We start from the raw sequence: 17497 nt of genomic DNA on the forward strand, positions 1-17497 counted from the left end.
CATTGCTGATTGTTGAGGAATGACCGATGAAGTTCGAAGGCACCCAGGCCTATGTGGCTACCGATGACCTGAAACTGGCCGTCAACGCCGCCATCACCCTGGAGCGGCCGTTGCTGGTCAAGGGCGAACCGGGCACCGGCAAGACCATGCTTGCCGAGCAACTGGCCGAATCCTTCGGCGCCAAGTTGATCACCTGGCACATCAAATCCACCACCAAGGCCCATCAGGGCCTGTATGAGTACGACGCGGTCAGCCGCCTGCGCGACTCGCAGCTGGGCGTGGACAAAGTGCACGACGTGCGCAATTACCTGAAGAAGGGCAAGCTCTGGGAGGCGTTTGAGTCCGAGGAGCGGGTGATTCTGCTGATCGATGAAATCGACAAGGCCGACATCGAGTTCCCCAATGACTTGCTGCAAGAACTCGACAAGATGGAGTTCTACGTTTACGAAATCGACGAGACCATCAAGGCCAAGAAGCGCCCGATCATCATCATTACCTCCAACAACGAGAAAGAGCTGCCGGACGCGTTCCTGCGCCGCTGCTTCTTCCATTACATCGCCTTCCCCGACCGCACCACCCTGCAAAAAATCGTTGATGTGCATTACCCCAACATCAAAAAAGACCTGGTCAGCGAAGCGCTGGACGTGTTCTTCGACGTGCGCAAAGTGCCGGGCCTGAAGAAAAAGCCCTCGACGTCCGAACTGGTCGACTGGCTCAAGCTGCTGATGGCCGACAATATCGGCGAGGCCGTGCTGCGCGAACGCGACCCGACCAAAGCCATTCCGCCCCTGGCCGGCGCCCTGGTGAAGAACGAGCAAGACGTACAACTGCTGGAACGTCTGGCATTCATGAGCCGTCGCGGTAATCGATAATGTTGCTCAACCTGTTCAATGAAATGCGTGCCGCCAAGGTGCCGGTGTCGGTGCGCGAGCTGCTGGACCTGATCAACGCCCTTAAACAGCGCGTGACCTTCGCCGACATGGACGAGTTTTACTACTTGGCCCGGGCGATCCTGGTGAAGGATGAGCGGCATTTCGACAAGTTCGACCGGGCCTTCGGCGCCTACTTCAATGGCCTGGAAAAACTCGACGATCACTTGCAGGCGCTGATTCCCGAAGACTGGCTGCGCAAGGAATTCGAGCGCTCGCTGAGCGACGAAGAGCGCGCGCAGATTCAGTCCCTGGGCGGCCTGGATAAGTTGATTGAAGAATTCAAGAAACGCCTGGAAGAACAAAAAGAACGCCACGCCGGCGGCAACAAGTGGATCGGCACGGGCGGCACCAGCCCGTTTGGTTCCGGCGGCTACAACCCGGAAGGCATTCGTGTGGGTGACGCGGGTAAACGCCAAGGCAAGGCGGTAAAGGTCTGGGATCAGCGCGAATACAAGAACCTCGATGATCAGGTCGAACTGGGCACCCGCAATATCAAGATCGCCCTGCGCCGCCTGCGCAAGTTCGCCCGTCAGGGCGCGGCCGAAGAGCTGGACATCGACGGCACCATCGACCACACCGCCCGCGATGCCGGTTTGCTGAATATCCAAATGCGCCCGGAGCGGCGTAACACCATCAAGTTGCTGCTGCTGTTCGATATCGGCGGCTCGATGGACGCCCACGTGAAGATCTGCGAAGAGCTGTTTTCAGCGTGCAAGACCGAGTTCAAGCACCTGGAGTATTTCTACTTCCATAACTTCGTGTACGAGTCGGTGTGGAAAAACAATCAGCGCCGCACCTCGGAGCGCACCTCGACCCAGGACCTGCTGCACAAGTACGGCGCGGATTACAAAGTGATTTTTATCGGCGATGCGTCGATGGCGCCGTACGAAATCACCCAGCCCGGCGGCAGCGTCGAGCATTGGAACGAGGAAGCCGGGTATGTGTGGATGCAGCGCTTCATGGCCAAGTACAAGAAGTTGATCTGGATTAACCCGTATCCCAAAGATACATGGGGTTATACGGCGTCGACGGGGATTGTGCGGGAATTGGTGGAAGATCAGATGTATCCGCTGACGCTTCGGGGCCTGGAAGAAGGCATGCGCTTTCTCTCCAAATAAACGCAAATCCAAATGTGGGAGCGGGCTTGCTCGCGAATGCGGAGTGCCAGTCGACATATTACGTGACTGATCCACCGTATTCGCGAGCAAGCCCGCTCCCACATTTTGAATGTCAGCGTTGTTCAGCTTGCGGTAAAGCGCTGCAAAAAGTCGATGTGCTGCCGATGCGCCGTCTCTTGCACCACCGGCGTCAGCCTTACTTTCTCCCCCGGCAGACACTGCGCCAGGCGCGCCAGCGCCAACGGCGTCAATGCCCCCAGCCGCGGATAGCCGCCAATGGTCTGCCGATCATTGAGCAACACGATCGGCTGCCCGTCCGGCGGCACCTGGATCGCCCCCAACGGTATCCCCTCGGAAATCAGCGACGGCCCCTGATACTGCAACGGCGTGCCCAACAGGCGCATGCCCATGCGGTCGGCGCGACTGTCCAGCGCCCACTCAGTGTTGAAGGCATCGAACAGGCTCTGCCCACTGAACTGGCCGATCTGCGCGCCAACGATTACCTCCAGCGGCGCCTTGGCGGGTAAGGCCGGCGTGTTGAGCACCTTCATTGCTCCGCCCGTACCGGAATAAGCCAGGCGCCCGCCTTCGGCCAACGCCTTGCCGAAACCGTCCAGCCCGCCCAGTTCTTCACGCACGACCGTGGCGCAACTGCCCAGCACGTGCGGCGCATCGAACCCGCCCGGCGCCGCCAAATAGGCCCGCGCACCGCTGAACGGTTGGGTAAAGCGCAAACGCTGGCCCTTTTGCAGGATAAAACTGCGCCCGGGGCTGATGGCACGTTCGTCGATGTACGCGCCCAGGTCCGCACCGGCCAGCGCCAACAGGCAATACTCCTCGGCCCTCAGGGTAAACCCGCCCAAGGTGATTTCCACCACCGGCGCATCCAGCGCATTGCCCAGCAACCAGTTGGCCCAGGACATCGACACCCAATCCAGCGCGCCGCCCTGGGTCACGCCCAGGTGGCGCACGCCGAAACGCCCGGCGTCCTGCAACAGGCACAGCGGCGTGCTGGCCTCGATGATCAAGCGGCTCATGCCTGCGCCTCCAACGGTGTGTCATCGCCACCCAGGTTGATAAAGTCGGCGTGGCTGACGGCCTCGAAACGCACCGTGTCACCGGGTTGCATCAGGCTGTAGCCGTCGCGTTCGCGGTCGAAGAGTTTGGCCGGGGTGCGGCCTATCAGGTTCCAGCCGCCTGGCGATACCACCGGGTAGGCGGCGGTTTGCCGTTCGGCGATGCCAACGCTGCCAGCCGCCACGCGTTTGCGCGGGGTGTTGAGGCGCGGTGTGGCGAGGGCCTCATCCACCAGCCCCATAAACGCAAAGCCGGGTGCAAAGCCGAGGGCAAACACCTGGTATTCGTGAGTGCTGTGGCGGCGGATCACTTCATCCACCGTAAGGCCGCTGCGCTGGCTGAGTAACGTCAGCTCAGGGCCGACACTCACGTGGTACCACACCGGCAACACATGGCACTGGCCGCTGCCTTGAGCCTGAGGTTGCAGGTCAGTCAGCGCCTGGTCGATAAGCTCGCGCGCCTGGGCCGGGCTGACGGCGGTGAGGTCGTAATGCACCATCAACGTGGTGTAGGACGGCACCAGATCCACCAGCGCCGCGCCGAAACATTCACGCAGGCGTTGGGTGGCGGCAAGCATCCACGGCATGTTGGCTTCAGCGATCACATCGAACAGACGCACCATCAGGCAATCGATGGCCACCACCTCAATCCGTGGCTTCATGCTGGCTTCAACGCCTCGCGAATGCGCTGCACAGCGGCAATCGAACTGGCGTTGTCGCCGTGAACACACAAGGTGTTGGCTTGCAGCAACAAGGCGCTGCCATCGCTGGCGGTCAGGGGTTCGCCACGGGAAATGGTCAGGGCCTGCTGCACGATGGTGTCGGCGTCGTGATGCACGGCGCCCGGCAGTTGACGCGAAACCAGGTGGCCTTTGGCGTCGTAGGCACGGTCGGCGAAGGCTTCAAACCACAGCGTCACCCCGTATTCATCGCCCAGGGCTTGCGCCGCGCTGTTGTCGCGGGTGGCCAGCAGCATCAGCGGCACGTCGCCATAGGCCGCCACGGCCTGCACCACCGCGCGCAATTGCGCCGGGTTGGCCATCATGTCGTTGTACATCGCGCCATGGGGTTTCACATAGCTGACCCGCGCGCCTTGCGCACGGCAGATGCCATCCAGGGCGCCGATCTGGTAGTGCAACAGGTCCTGGATTTCCTGGGGCGTGTAGGCCATGGAGCGGCGGCCAAAACCTTGCAGGTCTTGATACGCCGGGTGCGCACCGACCTGCACGCCATGCTTGAGGGCAAGGGCCACGGTCTTGCGCATGATGCTCGGGTCGCCGGCATGGAAGCCACAGGCTACGTTGGCACAATCAATGAATGGCATGACCTCGGCGTCCAGACCCAGGGTCCAGTTGCCAAAGCTTTCGCCGATGTCGCAATTCAAAAGCAGACGGCTCACGGTAGTTGCTCCTGTAGGCTTTGTATTTTTGTAGTGTGGGATTTTTTACGCAGAACTCGCAACTTGTCCTGACACCCTTACGACGCTTATCGTGGAATAACGCGATTTTTGGCGTTTGCCCGGTGCGGCGTCCAACTAATAAAAACCGATCCAAGCATAAGAAAAGTTGATCCCATGAATTTGAAGTTTCTCGAAACCTTCGTCTGGGTGGCCAAGCTCAAGAGCTTTCGCCTGACCGCCGAAAAGCTGTTCACCACCCAGGCCTCGATTTCCAGCCGCATTGCCGTGCTGGAAAGCGAGCTGGGCGTGAAGCTGTTTCTGCGCGATTCACGGGGCGTGAGCCTGACCCCGGAAGGCTTGAAGGTGCTCGATTATGCCGAGCAGATGATGGTGACCATGCAGGGCTTGAAGCAGTCCCTGGAAACCACCAGCAGCAAGGTCGGGCGCATTCGGATCGGCGCCATGGACACGGTGATTCATACTTGGCTGAGCCCGTTTGTGGCGCAATTGATGGAGCATTTCCCGCGCGTGGAAATCGAATTGGTCGCCGATACCGCGCTGAACCTCAGCGATCAGCTGCAAAAAGGCTTCCTCGACCTGATCCTGCAAACCGACCTCTTGCGCCTCGAAACGGTGCGCAGTCTGGAGCTGGCCAGCCACCCAATGGCCTGGATCGTCGCCAGCCATTCCATCTACAACCGTGACTACACCTCCCTCGCCGAACTGGCTCAGGAACGCATCATCACCTACTCGAAAAACTCCCATCCGCACCAGGACGTGCTGAGCCTGATGCAGGCCAATGGCGTGGCCGCGCCACGGATGAACTGTGTGAATTCGGTGTCGGCGATCACCCGGTTACTGCGCGACGGCTTCGGCATTGGCGCGCTGCCGCCGGTGTTGGTCAGCGAAGAATTGGCGCGCGGGGAACTGGTGATGTTGCCGATGGCGCAGCGCCTGCCGAATTTGCAGGTGGTGGTGTCATGGCGCGTGGGGGTGGAATTGGTGGAGGAGATTGTGGGGTTGTGCCAGAAGGTGGTGGCGCGCTATGCCGAAGAGGTCGGCGAGGAGCGGATGGTCCTCGCCCACTGAAGAAACCGGATTAAAAATGTGGGAGCGGGCTTGCTCGCGAATGCGCAGTGTCAGTCAGAGATGTTGTGACTGACCCACCGCATTCGCGAGCAAGCCCGCTCCCACATTTGGATCGGTGTACGGTTTATAAACCTTTCAAGTCACGCTCTTCGATAGGCCGGCTCTGGCGCAGGCGTTTGCCGCCCAATACCACCCAGTCAATCAAGCGAAACAGGCATTCAATCCCGAACGACAACAGCATCGCCCCGCCCAGCCCCCAGCCCATCGCTTCGGGCGTCAGCAATATCTGATAGCTGTAGCCATTCCACGTTTCCAGACGAATGTCCGGGTCTGCCGCCACCGCCACTTGCAGCACACGGATGTACCACGGGCCTTGCATGGCCTGGAATTGCTTGTCCAACGCCAGTTGGCGGTCAAGTAACGTGCCGAGGCTGTTGGCATCGCTCTGGAAGACTGGGTCATCGCTGGCGCGGTAATGCGCCACCAGCGCTTGCAGGTCGCCCTTGAAGAACTGCTGCGCAGTGGCATCAAAGCCGCGCAGGCCGGTCTGGGACTCGATCAGGTGGGCTTCGACGCGCTTGGCGTAGTCGTTGATAAACCCCGGCACTTGCACGCCGACCAACAAGCCAATGGCAAACAGCACCAACCGCAGATAACTGAGCAACATGGTCGATATCCTTACTCGGTGACGCCCTGGCTGACGCATTCACCGCGTCGCCACAGGCTCCATTGGCCCGGCTTGTAGCGGGTCCAGTTTTCATTGTCGGTCAGTGGCTCGGTGGCAATCACCGTCACCACGTCATTGGGGGTTGTTTCAGCCTGAAAATCGACGATCACGTCGACATCTTTCAAGCGTGCCGGGCCGAACGGGGCGCGCCGGGTGATCTGTGCCAGTTTGGTCGAGCAATAGCAGAACAGCCAGTCGCCGTCGCTGAGCAGGCAATTGAACACACCTTTGCTGCGGTATTCAGAGCAGGCGGCGATCAAATCCGGCAACACTTGCTCGATCTCCACCGGCTCGGGGAAGGCTTCGCGCACGCGGTTGAGCAGGTCGCAGAACGCTGCTTCGCTGTCGGTATCGCCAACGGGGCGGTAGAACGTGGCGCGGGGGTTGAAGTCGGCCAACTGGCCGTTGTGGGCGAAACACCAGTTGCGCCCCCACAGTTCGCGCACGAACGGGTGAGTGTTGGACAGGCACACCTTGCCCACGTTGGCCTGGCGGATATGGCCGATCACCACTTCACTTTTGATGGGGTAACGCTGCACCAGCAACGCGACTTCCGATTCGCTGCTGGCCGCCGGGTCCTGGAACAGACGCAGTCCACGGCCTTCATAAAACGCGATACCCCAACCGTCGCGGTGGGGGCCGGTACGCCCGCCCCGCTGCATCAGCCCGGTAAAGCTGAACACGATATCGGTGGGGACGTTGGCACTCATGCCCAATAATTCACACATGCCAGGGCTCTCGCTGCAGGGCGTACAACGTTAAAGACGCGGTTCGACCCGCTGACCGCGGTCCACCGCCGGGCGATGGAAAGGCTCGTCGTCCTCCACCGGCTCGGCGGCCAGCGCCGCATCAACGGCGACCTTGCGCTCACGGCGGGCATTGGCGGCACGCTCGATGGGCCAGCGGATCAACACGAACACGATGTACACGCCAAACGCGATCATCGAGTACATGAATAAATCGGAAATGGCCCGCCAGGCGTTGTTGCCGACCTTGAGCACCAGGTCCAGGGCGGTAATCGCCACGGCCGGTGCAAACTGGGTCTTGACCGGGTCAACGATGGTCGGGCTGAACAGCAGCACCGCCATCAGCAACTGCAGCGGCTCGCGCAGCCAGCGCCAGATCCAGCGGGTCATGCGCCACCATACCAACAGGCAGCCCAAAGCGGCGAAGGCGTAAAGGCCCCAAGCGATCAGATAGTCGTTCTCGGTCATGGTGTCCATGGCAAGGCTGGCAAAGAGGCGGCTATGATAACGGCTTTTGCGTGTCGCGGCTGCAATGCCTGCCACCGTCCGCCAGACAGAGAGTGATCCATGCCTATATCGACCGTCCCGATTGCCCGCAAGGCCCCAGGCCCAGACCCGTACGCCTGGCTGCAAGAGCGCGACACCGCTGAGGTGCTGGATTACCTCAAGGCCGAAAACGCCTGGCAGGAAGCGCAACTCGCCGATCAGCAAGCGCTGCGCGACAGCCTGTTCGAGGAGATCAAGGGCCGCATTCTCGAAACCGACCTGTCCCTGCCCTCCCCGTGGGGCCCTTACCTGTATTACACGCGCACCACCGCCGGTGACGAATATGCCCGCCACTACCGCTGCCGCCGCCCGGCGGATGACAGCAATGCGGTAGACCAGAGCACTGAAGAACTGCTGCTGGACCCGAACGCGTTGGCCAATGGCGGGTTTTTCTCCCTGGGCGCCTTCAGCATCAGCCCCGACCACCAGCGCCTGGCCTACAGCCTTGATACCACTGGTGAAGAGATTTACACCCTGTACGTGAAGGAATTGGCGTCCGGCAAAGTCAGCGAACTGGAATTCCAGGATTGCGACGGCAGCATGACGTGGGCCAACGACAGCCTGACCCTGTTCTTCGGCGAGCTGGACGACACCCACAGGCCGCACAAACTCTATCGCTACCGCCTCGACGGCACGGCGGCCCAGGAAGTGTTCCACGAGCCCGATGGGCGGTTCTTCCTGCATTGCTACCGTTCCAGCTCCGAGCGTCAGCTGCTGGTGACCCTCGGCAGCAAAACCACCAGCGAAATCTGGGCGCTGGATGCCGACCAGCCGCACCTGGATTTCACCTGCCTGGCGCCACGGGTCGAAGACCATGAATACGACGTGGACCACGGCAAGCTTGAGGGCGAGTGGACCTGGTTTATCCGCAGCAACCGCGACGGCATCAACTACGCACTGTTCGTTGCGCCCGACACCGGCAGCGTGCCGACCGAAGATCAATGGCAAAACCTGATCCCCCACAGCGATGAGGTGATGCTCGACGGCGTCAGCCTGAACGCCGAGGCGATGACCCTGAGCCTGCGCATCGGCGGGCTGCCGGTGATCGAGGTCCACCCGCAAGGCGTGCCCGCCTACCGTGTGGAATTGCCTGACGCCGCTTACAGCCTCTACGTACAGAACAGCCTGGAGTTTCCGAGCGACAAGATCCGCCTGCGCTACGAAGCCTTGAACCGCCCGGCCCAGGTGCGTCAGCTGGAACTCGCCAGCGGCGCGCAACAAGTGCTCAAGGAAACCCCGGTGCTCGGCGTGTTCAATGCCGACGATTACGTCAGCAGCCGCCTGTGGGCCACTTCCGCCGATGGCACTCAAGTGCCGATCAGTTTGGTGGTCAAGCGAGAACACCTTGGCAAGGCGACGCCGCTCTACCTGTATGGCTACGGCGCCTACGGTGCAAGCCTCGACCCGTGGTTTTCCCACGCACGCCTGAGCCTGCTCGATCGCGGCGTGGCGTTTGCGATTGCGCACGTACGCGGCGGCGGCGAACTGGGTGAGGCCTGGTACCGCAACGGCAAGCAGGAACATAAACAGAACACGTTCAGTGACTTTATTGCTTGCGCCGAACACTTGATCGCCGAGGGCCTGACCACGTCCAGGCAACTGGCGATCAGCGGCGGCAGCGCCGGTGGCCTGTTGATCGGCGCCGTGCTGAACCAGCGCCCGGAGCTGTTCCAAGCGGCGATTGCCGAAGTGCCGTTTGTCGACGTGCTCAACACCATGCTCGACCCGGAACTGCCGCTCACCGTCACCGAGTACGACGAGTGGGGCAACCCCGAAGAACCAGAGGTGTACGCACGCATCAAGGCGTACGCGCCGTACGAAAACGTCAGCGCCCAAGCCTACCCGGCCACGCTGGTGATTGCCGGCTACAACGACAGCCGCGTGCAGTATTGGGAAGCGGCCAAGTGGGTGGCCAAATTGCGTGAAACCAAGACGGACGACAACCTGCTGCTGCTCAAGACCGAACTCGGTGCTGGCCATGGCGGCATGAGTGGTCGTTACCAGGGATTACGTGACGTAGCGCTCGAATATGGATTTGTTTTCAAGGCGCTCGGCTTGATTTAGGAACTTAGTGCGGCGGCCCTGTCTGAACACAGGACCGCCCTACTTGATTGATGGACCAAGATTGCACATGGCACTCCCGACCTTAATGAATACCGAAATCCGCGACATGCTCATGGATTGCGGCTTGTTCGACCCCCTGCTGGCGGAGGATTTTCACATCGCCGCCGGCTACTTCAATATCAGCAGCATCGCCCAGGACGAGGTGATTTTCCTTGAGGGCGATGCCGGCACCTTCATGTGCATCATCCACAGCGGCCAGGTGGCGGTGCAAAAAACCAATCACGAAGGCCAGCGCCTGACCATCGCCACCCTGCGCAGCGGTCGGGCGTTTGGCGAAATGGCGGTACTGGATGGCGAGCGGCGCTCGGCCAGTTGCGTGGCCGCCACCGATTGCATGCTGTTGAACCTGGGCAAGGATTCCCTGGAAAAAATGCTCAACGAAGCGCCCCGAGTGGCGGCCAAGATCATCCGCGCGGTGGCGATTGCCCTGTCCAAGCGCCTGCGCATGGCCGATGGGCAATTACTCTCTCAGCAGTTTTAACCGCCGGGCGTTTTCGGTTTGCTGTCGTTTTGCAGCAAACCGGGCACCGTCTGATCCTTGGGCGGTGTTGGCAACACGATCGGCACCAGTGCCGGTGACCCATTCGCCGTGGCTTTGGGCGCGACCGGAGGGGTGACTTGCGGGTACAACGTCGGCGTCGGCGTGCCCGGCGCACCGGGCGTTGGCGCGGGTGCAACCGGCACCGTTTGCTCCTCTTGAGCCTGCGCTGCACCAGAGGCGAGCGCGCCGAGCAGAATGACCGTTAGAATACTGCACTTCATCGATGGCTCCATGGCCTGACCGGAATGTCGTAAGGCTACTCCCAACCGCGCAAGAATGCCCTTCCCAATGAGATTTCCATGAAACGTTTCGTTCTGCTGGACACCACCCCGATCCCCGACAATGGCGGTGCCCTGTGCCTGTTCGAATACGGTGAGGATTTTGTCATCAAGATTCAGGGCGGCGACGGCGGCCAACTGATGAACACGCGCATGCACGGCTCCGAAGACGCGCTGGCAGAAATCCCCTGCCGCAAGGTCGCCGGGCGCCCGGGTTCGCGGGTGTTGATCGGCGGCCTGGGCATGGGGTTTACCCTGGCCTCGGCGCTCAAGCATTTGGGCAAGACCGCCGAAGTGGTCGTCGCCGAACTGGTGCCCGGCGTTGTGGAATGGAACCGTGGGCCGCTGGGGGAAAAATCCGGCCGCCCGCTGCTCGACCCACGCACCGTAATCCGCATGGAAGACGTGGCCAAGGTGTTGCAGGCCGAGCCTCAAGGCTTTGACGCGATCATGCTCGACGTCGACAACGGCCCTGAAGGCCTCACCCAAAAGGCCAACAGCTGGCTGTACTCCGCAGGTGGCCTGGCCGCATGCGCCAAGGCGTTGCGACCCAAAGGCGTACTGGCCGTGTGGTCAGCCAGCGCCGACAAACTGTTCAGCGACAAACTGCGCAAGGCCGGCTTCAAGGCCGAAGAAGTGCAGGTATTTGCCCATGGCAACAAGGGCACCCGGCACACCATCTGGATTGCCGAAAAACTCAAAGGCTGATCACTGTTTTCCAAACACAGCAAATCCCCTGTGGGAGCGGGCTTGCTCGCGAATGCGGTGTATCAGCCAACGAATTTGCTGACTGACACTGCGCATTCGCGAGCAAGCCCGCTCCCACATTTCGATCTACGTCAGTTTCGAGATTTACGGTAATCCATCACGTACGGCACCTTGTTATCCAGGGTCTTTTTCAACGCCTTCTGGTCGATTGCGGTAAAACCACCCAACTGATGCGCAGTAAACCCGCTGTCGCCCACCGGCGCGTCCGGGCTCAGGCTGACCATGCGCTGGGCCACCGCTTCAACCGCATCCTTGTAACCCTTCTTCTTGTTCAGGTTGAACGCGCTCAAATCCAGCTGCGTGCGCAACCAACTGCCCCAGTAAAACTCCAGAAATTCCGGCACCACGCCCGCCGAGTCGGGTTTGCCATAGGCGGCCTTGCGGGTGAAATACACCAGGCTGCGCAACGTGTCGTCCTGCAAGTTCTTGAAGCCCAGGTGCGCAGGTAATTGCGCAGGTGTCAGCGTGCGGCCCTGGCCGTCCTTGAGCCACACCTTATGGCCTTGCTCCATGCGCTGCCAGAATGTCGCCAAGTCGGGGCTGTTGCTGAAATCATCGGTCACGCGCACCCACATTTTCAGCTGCGGGCCGGCACCGGGCTGCTCCCACAGGGTGGTGAAGCTGTGGTGGCCGTCGGTGAGGTAAAGCTGGCCGCCGGGGCCGACGATCACGGTTTTCATCTCATCGGGATGGGTGCCCACCGGGTCCTGGCAGGTGAAGCTGGCGGGGTCGTGCAGGTCGGCTTTTTTGCCGACTTTAACGGCGTCGCCCTGGCCGTTGGTCTGGCAGTATTCATCAAAGACCTTGGCCGGCGTTTCGGCGAACAGGCCAAGGCTGTAATGGATCTCGTCGAACCCCACCACGGCCTGGGTGGGGTGCAGTTGCTCCAGGGTCACATCGATCACTTGCCCGGGTTTGGGCGCCGTGAACGCCTGGGCCTGGGCGGCAACCGCGCACAGCGTTAATGCCGACAGCCATGAATGCAGACGCATGAGAGAGGATCCTTATGAATTCAGTGGGCCGATACTACAAACATTTGCCTGTGTCAGGCTGTACCGCAGCTGAAAAAGCCTGGCGCTAATTGCGCCGTGAGCGGCTAGAATCAGCTCTATCCGTGAACCACCAAACAGCCAGGAGCCATGATGAGCTCGACCAACCCGCCCTCCCACACCGCCAAGCTGGACCGCATCCTCGCCGATGCCCAGCGCGACCGGGAAATGGGCTACCGCGACAAAGCCCTGAAAATGTACCCCCACGTGTGCGGCCGCTGCACCCGTGAATTCGCCGGCAAACGCCTGAGCGAACTGACCGTGCACCACCGTAACCACAATCATGATGACAACCCTCAGGATGGCTCCAACTGGGAGTTGCTGTGCCTGTATTGCCACGACAATGAACACTCGCGCTACACCGACCAGCAATACTTCAGCGAAGGCTCCACCAGCAGCCCGACCATTGCCAAGGCCACGCACAACCCGTTTGCGGCGTTGGCGGGGTTGATGAAGAAAGACGACTGAAGGTTTTTTGTCGCCTGTACCGGTCTCATCGCAGGCAAGCCAGCTCCCACATTTTGATGCGTGTTCGCAGATCCAGTGTGGGAGCTGGCTTGCCTGCGATGGCGGTCTGACCAGCAACACGTACCCTGATCCTGCCCACCCCCGTATAATCGCCGTTTTTCTCCAAGGCACCCTTCCCCGTGGGCAATAAACGCTACAGCTGCATCGGTCTGTATAACCCCAAATCCCCCGAGAACGTCGGTTCGGTGATGCGCGCCGCCGGCTGCTACGGCGTGGCCTCGGTGTTTTACACCGGCGTGCGTTACGAGCGCGCGCGGGATTTCATCACCGACACCAAGAAAGTCCACCACGACATTCCGCTGATCGGCATCGACGACCTGAAAAAGATCCTGCCGCTGGGCTGCATTCCGGTCGCCGTAGAATTGGTGGAAGGCGCCCGCCCGCTGCCCGAATACACCCACCCCGACCGCGCGCTCTACATCTTCGGCCCCGAAGACGGCTCGCTGGACAAAGAGATTCGCGACTGGTGTGAAGACGTGGTGTACATACCGACCACCGGCTGCATGAACCTTGCCGCCACCGTCAACGTGGTGCTCTACGACCGCCTGGCCAAGGGCAACAATACCCGCTCGGGCCCCAAGTACTGATTTTTTGGGAACATCCAGCGCCCGCCAACAGTCAGCTACATATCATTAGTCCTTGTTGGAGACAGATCATGAGCGACAGCAAAATCCTGCGACCTATCATCGAACACGATTCACTTGAGCCCCAGCCTACCCAGAACGTGCACGGCTGGGAGCGCATCGGCTCGGTAGCCGGCGGTGTGATGATGGTTGGCAAAGGCCTGCGCCGTGGTGGCATTTTCGGGTTGATTCAAGTGGCGATCGGCGGTGTGGCGCTGGCCCGTGGTTTTACCGGGCACAGTTCGCTCAAAGACAAGCTGGAACAGGGCCGCCAGGAAATGAACAGCGTGCGCACAAAGATCGAGCGAGCCGGGGCGGAGCTGAAGAATTTGAAGACCAAGGCGGAAGTGGCGGCTGAGAAGGCCACTAAACCTTCGGCCTGATCCCTTTATCCAAACGGGTACAGATCCAAATGTGGGAGCGGGCTTGCTCGCGAATGCGGTCTTTCAGTTAACTTATTGATTAACTGATACACCGCATTCGCGAGCAAGCCCGCTCCCACATTTTTGCTTTGTGTATGGCTTGGGATCAGTGCAGCAATTTGGTATCCAGCACCACCGACGACTCGCCGATGATGCTCTCGGCCAACTGCACAAACTCCGGCGTGGTCGTGCTGTTCGCGCGCATTACCGCCTGTGCCAGATCATCCAGCGAGCGCTTGTTGTGGGTTTTCACGCGAATCTCACGGTCCAGCTCCTGCAACAGCAGCACTGCCTGCGCCACGGCAGGCGCGTTCACCTGCTCGCCGCGCAGCGTGGTGACGCCTTTGCCTTGCTTCGCCAACCGCGCCTGAATTGCCGCATAGCGTTCATCGGTGATGCCACCGGCACGACGCACCAACTCAATGGCGTAATACTCGCCCAGCCCTTCGCTGATCCAGTCACTGCCCTGGTGATCGTTGAAACGGCCAATCGCTTGCACCACTTCGCGGATCAACGGGCTGCTGCCGCTTTCGCTGACCAGCGGCGAGCGGCTGTTGAGGTAGATCGAGTCGCGGGACGAGAACACGCCACGGCGCATCGGGTCACTGGCACCCACCACCAGCAATTTCGCCGGGTGACGCGGGAACGCGGCTTCCACTTGGGGCCAGACAAACGTCAGCAACGTCACTATATCCATGCGGCGCATGGCCTGACCTTTGGGTGAGGCCACGGTGACCTCGGTTTCGCCCAGGCGCACACGGCGGCTGCCGAGGGTGCCGGCGAGCATCCAGCCCGTGGGCCGGTCAAACAGGCGCGAGACGTTGTCGATGCGGAATTTGTGCTTGCCGATGCGCGGCCAGGCGGTTTCGACGCTCTTCCAGCCGGCGGGCAGTTCGAACATCAAGCGCGAGACCAGCTCGACGCCGTCCTGCTGGTCGAGCCGCGCAGCGGGCACCAGGTCTTCGCCGCGAAACAGCGCCCAGCTCGGCGTCATGCGCGCGTCATAGACGCCCGGCTTGCGCGCATGGGTGAGACGCACGCGGTAGGTCAGGCTGGCCTTGTCAGCACTTGGCTGCCACAGGCCATGGCTGCCGGTGACCTTCCACTGGCCATCGGCCTTGAAATCACTGTAGTCACCGGCGCGACCCAAGTCGAAGTCCAGGCTGCGCACCGCCGAGCCCTGGGACAGGCTGACACGAACCTCGGCCTGCTCGGTTTGGGGCAGCAGTTTGACGTGGTAATCCAGGTCAACTTTCTTGGCGCACCACACCGGCCCGCTGAACGCCAGCGCCATCAGGCTCGCCGCCAGCTTGACTGCCACCCTCATACACACTCCTTTTTAGCCCGCGCGAAAGATCAGGTAATCCTCCCAGTCGTCCTCGGGCACGCTGCCTTCGCTGAGCATGCGCCCGGACTGGGAAATGCGTTCGTGGTGTACGGCATCGCGGTCGCCGCACACCAGGTGATGCCACAGTGGCAGGTCTTTGCGCTCACTGACCAGGCGGTAGCCGCAGGTCGGAGGCAACCATTTGAACTGGTCAGCCTGGCCCGGCGTGAGCTGGATGCAGTCGGGCACCGAGGCGCGGCGGTTGGGGTAGTCGGTGCACTGGCAGGTGTTGAGGTCGAGCAGTTTGCAGGCGATGCGCGTGTAATAGACGCTGTTGTCGTCTTCATCCTCAAGCTTTTGCAGGCAGCACAGGCCACAGCCGTCGCACAACGACTCCCACTCCTCTTGATCGAGGTGTTCGAGGGTTTTGCGTATCCAGAAAGGTTCGACTTTGGCGGCCATGGCTCTACATCAGTATCGGTAGGTGAAAAGGCCGCCAGTCTAGTGCCACTGGCCCGTGGGGCCAAGCGCTTACGACCTGCGGTGTAACAACACTTGTCAGTCTAGTGGGCGCGCAGTAGCTTGGAACGCCGAATTGACCTTCAGGAACCGTTCATGAGTACAAATCCACGCGTTGCCGATCACCCGATCCATACCCAGTTCACCGAACGCTGGTCGCCCCGCGCCTTTACCGGCGAAAGCATCTCGAAGGACACCCTGTTGAGTTTCTTCGAAGCCGCACGCTGGGCGCCATCGGCCTACAACTCGCAGCCATGGCGCTTTCTCTATGCGCGCCGCGACACGCCGGACTGGGAGCGCTTCCTGGGCCTGTTGAACGAATTCAACCGCAGCTGGGCGCAGCACGCGTCGGCCCTGGTGATCATCGCCTCGAAAACCGACTTCATCGCCCCCGGCGCCACCGAAGAAACCCCGGCGCTGTGGCACACTTTCGACACCGGCTCGGCCTGGGGCCACCTGGCGCTGCAAGCCAGCATCAGCGGCTGGCACACCCACGGCATGGCCGGCTTCGATCAGGAACTGACCCGCAAAGAGCTGAAAATTCCGGACGGTTATGCACTGCACGCGGCCGTCGCCGTGGGCAAGCTGGGCGATAAATCGAGCTTGCCGGAGTACCTGCAAGGGCGTGAAGCGCCAAGCCCGCGCAAGCCGTTGAGCGAGCTGGTGTCGGAAGGTGATTTCAGCCTGTAAGCCCTGCACAGGTTCACTGTGGGAGCGGGCAAGCCCGCTCCTACACTCAGTAACCGCGCTCGAAACTCACTTCGCCGCGCAACGCTTCCTTGGCCTGATACGCCCGCAGGTTCTGCACAAACAACTCCACCATCATCGAAGGCGAGGTCGGCGCCGAGCTGTGCCCGGTCAGCAGCAAGCCCCACGCGGTCCAGAATGGATGGCGTTGCGGCAACGGCTCCTGACGGCACACGTCGATTACCGCGCCCGCCAGGTGCCCTTCTTTCAAGGCTTCGACCAGGTCCGCATCAACCACCGCCACACCGCGCCCAACGTTGATAAACAACCCGGTCGGCTTGAATTGCTTGAACAGCGCCGCGTCGTACAGATCGTGGGTCTCGGGCGTGTTCGGCAGCAGGTTGATCACGTAATCCACCTCCCCCACCAAGCGGCCCAGTTGATCCAGCCCGGCGACTTCGATAAACGGCGCCTGCTCGCGCGCCGTGCTGGCGATGCCGTACAACTTCACGCCAAACGGCAGCAGGAAATCGGCGACACTCTGGCCGATATCACCAGTGCCTACGACGAGCGCCTTGCGCCCCGCCAGGCTCTGGCCCATGCGGCTATCCCACTTGCGCTCGACCTGGCTTACCAGCCGCGCCAACACTTCGCGCTCGTGACCGAGCATGTAGGTCAGGACAAACTCGGCCATCACCTGGCCAAAAATGCCCACCGCACGGGTCAGGCGATAATGCTGGGGCAAGCCTTCGGCGAGCAGTGGCGTGATGCCAGCCCAGGTCGATTGCAGCCACTGTGGTGTATGGCCCTGGCGCAAGAGGTTGGCGAGCAAATCCGGCTGGCCGAGCCAGATCGGGCAATCAGCCGCCAGGCGCGACAGTTCGGCAGTGTCGCCGCTGGTCAAGACCTCAAGGTCCGGTGCCGCTTCGCTTAGCAGTTGGGCGTAGAGCGGGTGATCCCGTTCAGCAATCAGAACACGCATGGTTCAAACCTTTCAA

At 61.1% G+C, this 17497-nt stretch carries 21 protein-coding genes; 10 read left to right on the forward strand and 11 right to left on the reverse strand.

The features are described 5' to 3' along the window. Positions 1–26: 26 nt before the first annotated feature. The gene (locus Q7C20_RS12770) at positions 27–872 is read left to right on the forward strand and encodes a MoxR family ATPase (protein WP_112194072.1); all 846 of its coding nucleotides are present in this window, start codon (positions 27–29) and stop codon (positions 870–872) included. Further along, positions 872–2050, forward strand: coding sequence for a VWA domain-containing protein (locus Q7C20_RS12775; protein WP_375067780.1), 1179 nt, complete (start codon positions 872–874; stop codon positions 2048–2050). The genes Q7C20_RS12770 and Q7C20_RS12775 overlap by 1 nt, the downstream gene beginning before the upstream one ends. A gap of 122 nt (positions 2051–2172) precedes the next feature. On the opposite strand, the gene Q7C20_RS12780 is transcribed toward Q7C20_RS12775, so the two are convergent. From Q7C20_RS12780 to Q7C20_RS12790, 3 genes are read right to left on the reverse strand one after another with little or no spacing between them, the layout of a single operon-like run. Beyond that, on the reverse strand, positions 2173–3087 hold the full coding sequence (locus tag Q7C20_RS12780; protein ID WP_375067782.1) for a biotin-dependent carboxyltransferase family protein: 915 nt from the start codon (positions 3085–3087) through the stop codon (positions 2173–2175). Continuing rightward, positions 3084–3788 carry a 5-oxoprolinase subunit PxpB gene (gene pxpB, locus Q7C20_RS12785; RefSeq protein WP_375067784.1) on the reverse strand — a complete coding sequence of 235 codons (705 nt, stop codon included), beginning with the start codon at positions 3786–3788 and terminating at the stop codon, positions 3084–3086. The genes Q7C20_RS12780 and pxpB overlap by 4 nt, the downstream gene beginning before the upstream one ends. Then, positions 3785–4525 (reverse strand): 5-oxoprolinase subunit PxpA, encoded by a 741-nt coding sequence (locus Q7C20_RS12790; RefSeq protein WP_375067786.1) that lies wholly within the window; start codon positions 4523–4525, stop codon positions 3785–3787. The genes pxpB and Q7C20_RS12790 overlap by 4 nt, the downstream gene beginning before the upstream one ends. Positions 4526–4699: 174 nt before the next feature. Here Q7C20_RS12790 and Q7C20_RS12795 point away from each other — a divergent pair, with 174 nt between their 5' ends. Then, positions 4700–5614, forward strand: coding sequence for a LysR family transcriptional regulator (locus Q7C20_RS12795; RefSeq protein WP_375067787.1), 915 nt, complete (start codon positions 4700–4702; stop codon positions 5612–5614). A 124-nt stretch (positions 5615–5738) separates the two neighbouring features. Here the strand turns inward: Q7C20_RS12795 and Q7C20_RS12800 are convergent, their stop codons facing one another. Genes Q7C20_RS12800 through Q7C20_RS12810 form a run of 3 tightly spaced genes read right to left on the reverse strand, consistent with a single transcriptional unit; the run spans position 5739 to position 7630 of the window. Then, positions 5739–6281, reverse strand: a complete 543-nt coding sequence (locus Q7C20_RS12800) for a DUF2937 family protein (RefSeq protein ID WP_348062496.1) — start codon at positions 6279–6281, stop codon at positions 5739–5741. 11 nt (positions 6282–6292) lie between these two features. Continuing rightward, complete coding sequence (locus Q7C20_RS12805) at positions 6293–7069, reverse strand: class II glutamine amidotransferase (RefSeq protein WP_375067789.1); 777 nt, start codon at positions 7067–7069, stop codon at positions 6293–6295. A gap of 30 nt (positions 7070–7099) precedes the next feature. Then, positions 7100–7630: an MFS transporter gene (locus Q7C20_RS12810; RefSeq protein ID WP_348062567.1), complete on the reverse strand. Its 531-nt coding sequence runs from the start codon at positions 7628–7630 to the stop codon at positions 7100–7102. Positions 7631–7654: 24 nt separating this feature from the next. Here Q7C20_RS12810 and Q7C20_RS12815 point away from each other — a divergent pair, with 24 nt between their 5' ends. Both Q7C20_RS12815 and Q7C20_RS12820 read left to right on the forward strand, forming a co-directional pair. Continuing rightward, a complete protein-coding gene (locus Q7C20_RS12815) occupies positions 7655–9697 on the forward strand; it encodes a S9 family peptidase (RefSeq protein ID WP_375067791.1) in 2043 nt (680 codons plus the stop codon). A gap of 67 nt (positions 9698–9764) precedes the next feature. Beyond that, positions 9765–10238: a cyclic nucleotide-binding domain-containing protein gene (locus Q7C20_RS12820; RefSeq protein ID WP_375067793.1), complete on the forward strand. Its 474-nt coding sequence runs from the start codon at positions 9765–9767 to the stop codon at positions 10236–10238. On the opposite strand, the gene Q7C20_RS12825 is transcribed toward Q7C20_RS12820, so the two are convergent. Further along, on the reverse strand, positions 10235–10519 hold the full coding sequence (locus Q7C20_RS12825; protein ID WP_348061380.1) for a hypothetical protein: 285 nt from the start codon (positions 10517–10519) through the stop codon (positions 10235–10237). The two genes, Q7C20_RS12820 and Q7C20_RS12825, sit on opposite strands and share 4 nt — an antisense overlap. 78 nt (positions 10520–10597) lie before the next feature. Between Q7C20_RS12825 and Q7C20_RS12830 the strand changes: the two genes are divergently transcribed. Further along, on the forward strand, positions 10598–11284 hold the full coding sequence (locus Q7C20_RS12830) for a spermidine synthase (protein WP_058411058.1): 687 nt from the start codon (positions 10598–10600) through the stop codon (positions 11282–11284). Between the two features lie 131 nt (positions 11285–11415). On the opposite strand, the gene Q7C20_RS12835 is transcribed toward Q7C20_RS12830, so the two are convergent. Beyond that, positions 11416–12336 carry a ParB/Srx family N-terminal domain-containing protein gene (locus tag Q7C20_RS12835; RefSeq protein ID WP_375067796.1) on the reverse strand — a complete coding sequence of 307 codons (921 nt, stop codon included), beginning with the start codon at positions 12334–12336 and terminating at the stop codon, positions 11416–11418. Positions 12337–12486: 150 nt separating this feature from the next. Here Q7C20_RS12835 and Q7C20_RS12840 point away from each other — a divergent pair, with 150 nt between their 5' ends. The 3 genes from Q7C20_RS12840 to Q7C20_RS12850 all read left to right on the forward strand — a co-directional run bounded on the left by Q7C20_RS12840 (position 12487) and on the right by Q7C20_RS12850 (position 13927). Beyond that, on the forward strand, positions 12487–12861 hold the full coding sequence (locus tag Q7C20_RS12840) for a YajD family HNH nuclease (RefSeq protein ID WP_078741352.1): 375 nt from the start codon (positions 12487–12489) through the stop codon (positions 12859–12861). A gap of 179 nt (positions 12862–13040) precedes the next feature. After that, the gene (locus Q7C20_RS12845) at positions 13041–13508 is read left to right on the forward strand and encodes an RNA methyltransferase (protein ID WP_003189607.1); all 468 of its coding nucleotides are present in this window, start codon (positions 13041–13043) and stop codon (positions 13506–13508) included. 68 nt (positions 13509–13576) lie between these two features. Next, positions 13577–13927: a DUF2892 domain-containing protein gene (locus Q7C20_RS12850; protein ID WP_348061384.1), complete on the forward strand. Its 351-nt coding sequence runs from the start codon at positions 13577–13579 to the stop codon at positions 13925–13927. Between the two features lie 145 nt (positions 13928–14072). Here the strand turns inward: Q7C20_RS12850 and Q7C20_RS12855 are convergent, their stop codons facing one another. Both Q7C20_RS12855 and Q7C20_RS12860 read right to left on the reverse strand, forming a co-directional pair. After that, positions 14073–15293: a hypothetical protein gene (locus Q7C20_RS12855; protein ID WP_375067799.1), complete on the reverse strand. Its 1221-nt coding sequence runs from the start codon at positions 15291–15293 to the stop codon at positions 14073–14075. A 12-nt stretch (positions 15294–15305) separates the two neighbouring features. Continuing rightward, positions 15306–15755: a YcgN family cysteine cluster protein gene (locus Q7C20_RS12860; protein ID WP_209990028.1), complete on the reverse strand. Its 450-nt coding sequence runs from the start codon at positions 15753–15755 to the stop codon at positions 15306–15308. A 153-nt stretch (positions 15756–15908) separates the two neighbouring features. Here Q7C20_RS12860 and Q7C20_RS12865 point away from each other — a divergent pair, with 153 nt between their 5' ends. Further along, positions 15909–16502, forward strand: coding sequence for a nitroreductase family protein (locus Q7C20_RS12865; RefSeq protein WP_348061387.1), 594 nt, complete (start codon positions 15909–15911; stop codon positions 16500–16502). A 46-nt stretch (positions 16503–16548) separates the two neighbouring features. Here Q7C20_RS12865 and Q7C20_RS12870 read toward each other — a convergent pair whose 3' ends face one another. Beyond that, on the reverse strand, positions 16549–17481 hold the full coding sequence (locus Q7C20_RS12870; protein WP_375067802.1) for a D-2-hydroxyacid dehydrogenase: 933 nt from the start codon (positions 17479–17481) through the stop codon (positions 16549–16551). Positions 17482–17497: the final 16 nt, after the last annotated feature.

The organism is Pseudomonas sp. AMR01, from assembly GCF_041946035.1.
In the GTDB taxonomy this organism is placed as follows: domain Bacteria; phylum Pseudomonadota; class Gammaproteobacteria; order Pseudomonadales; family Pseudomonadaceae; genus Aquipseudomonas; species Aquipseudomonas antarctica_B.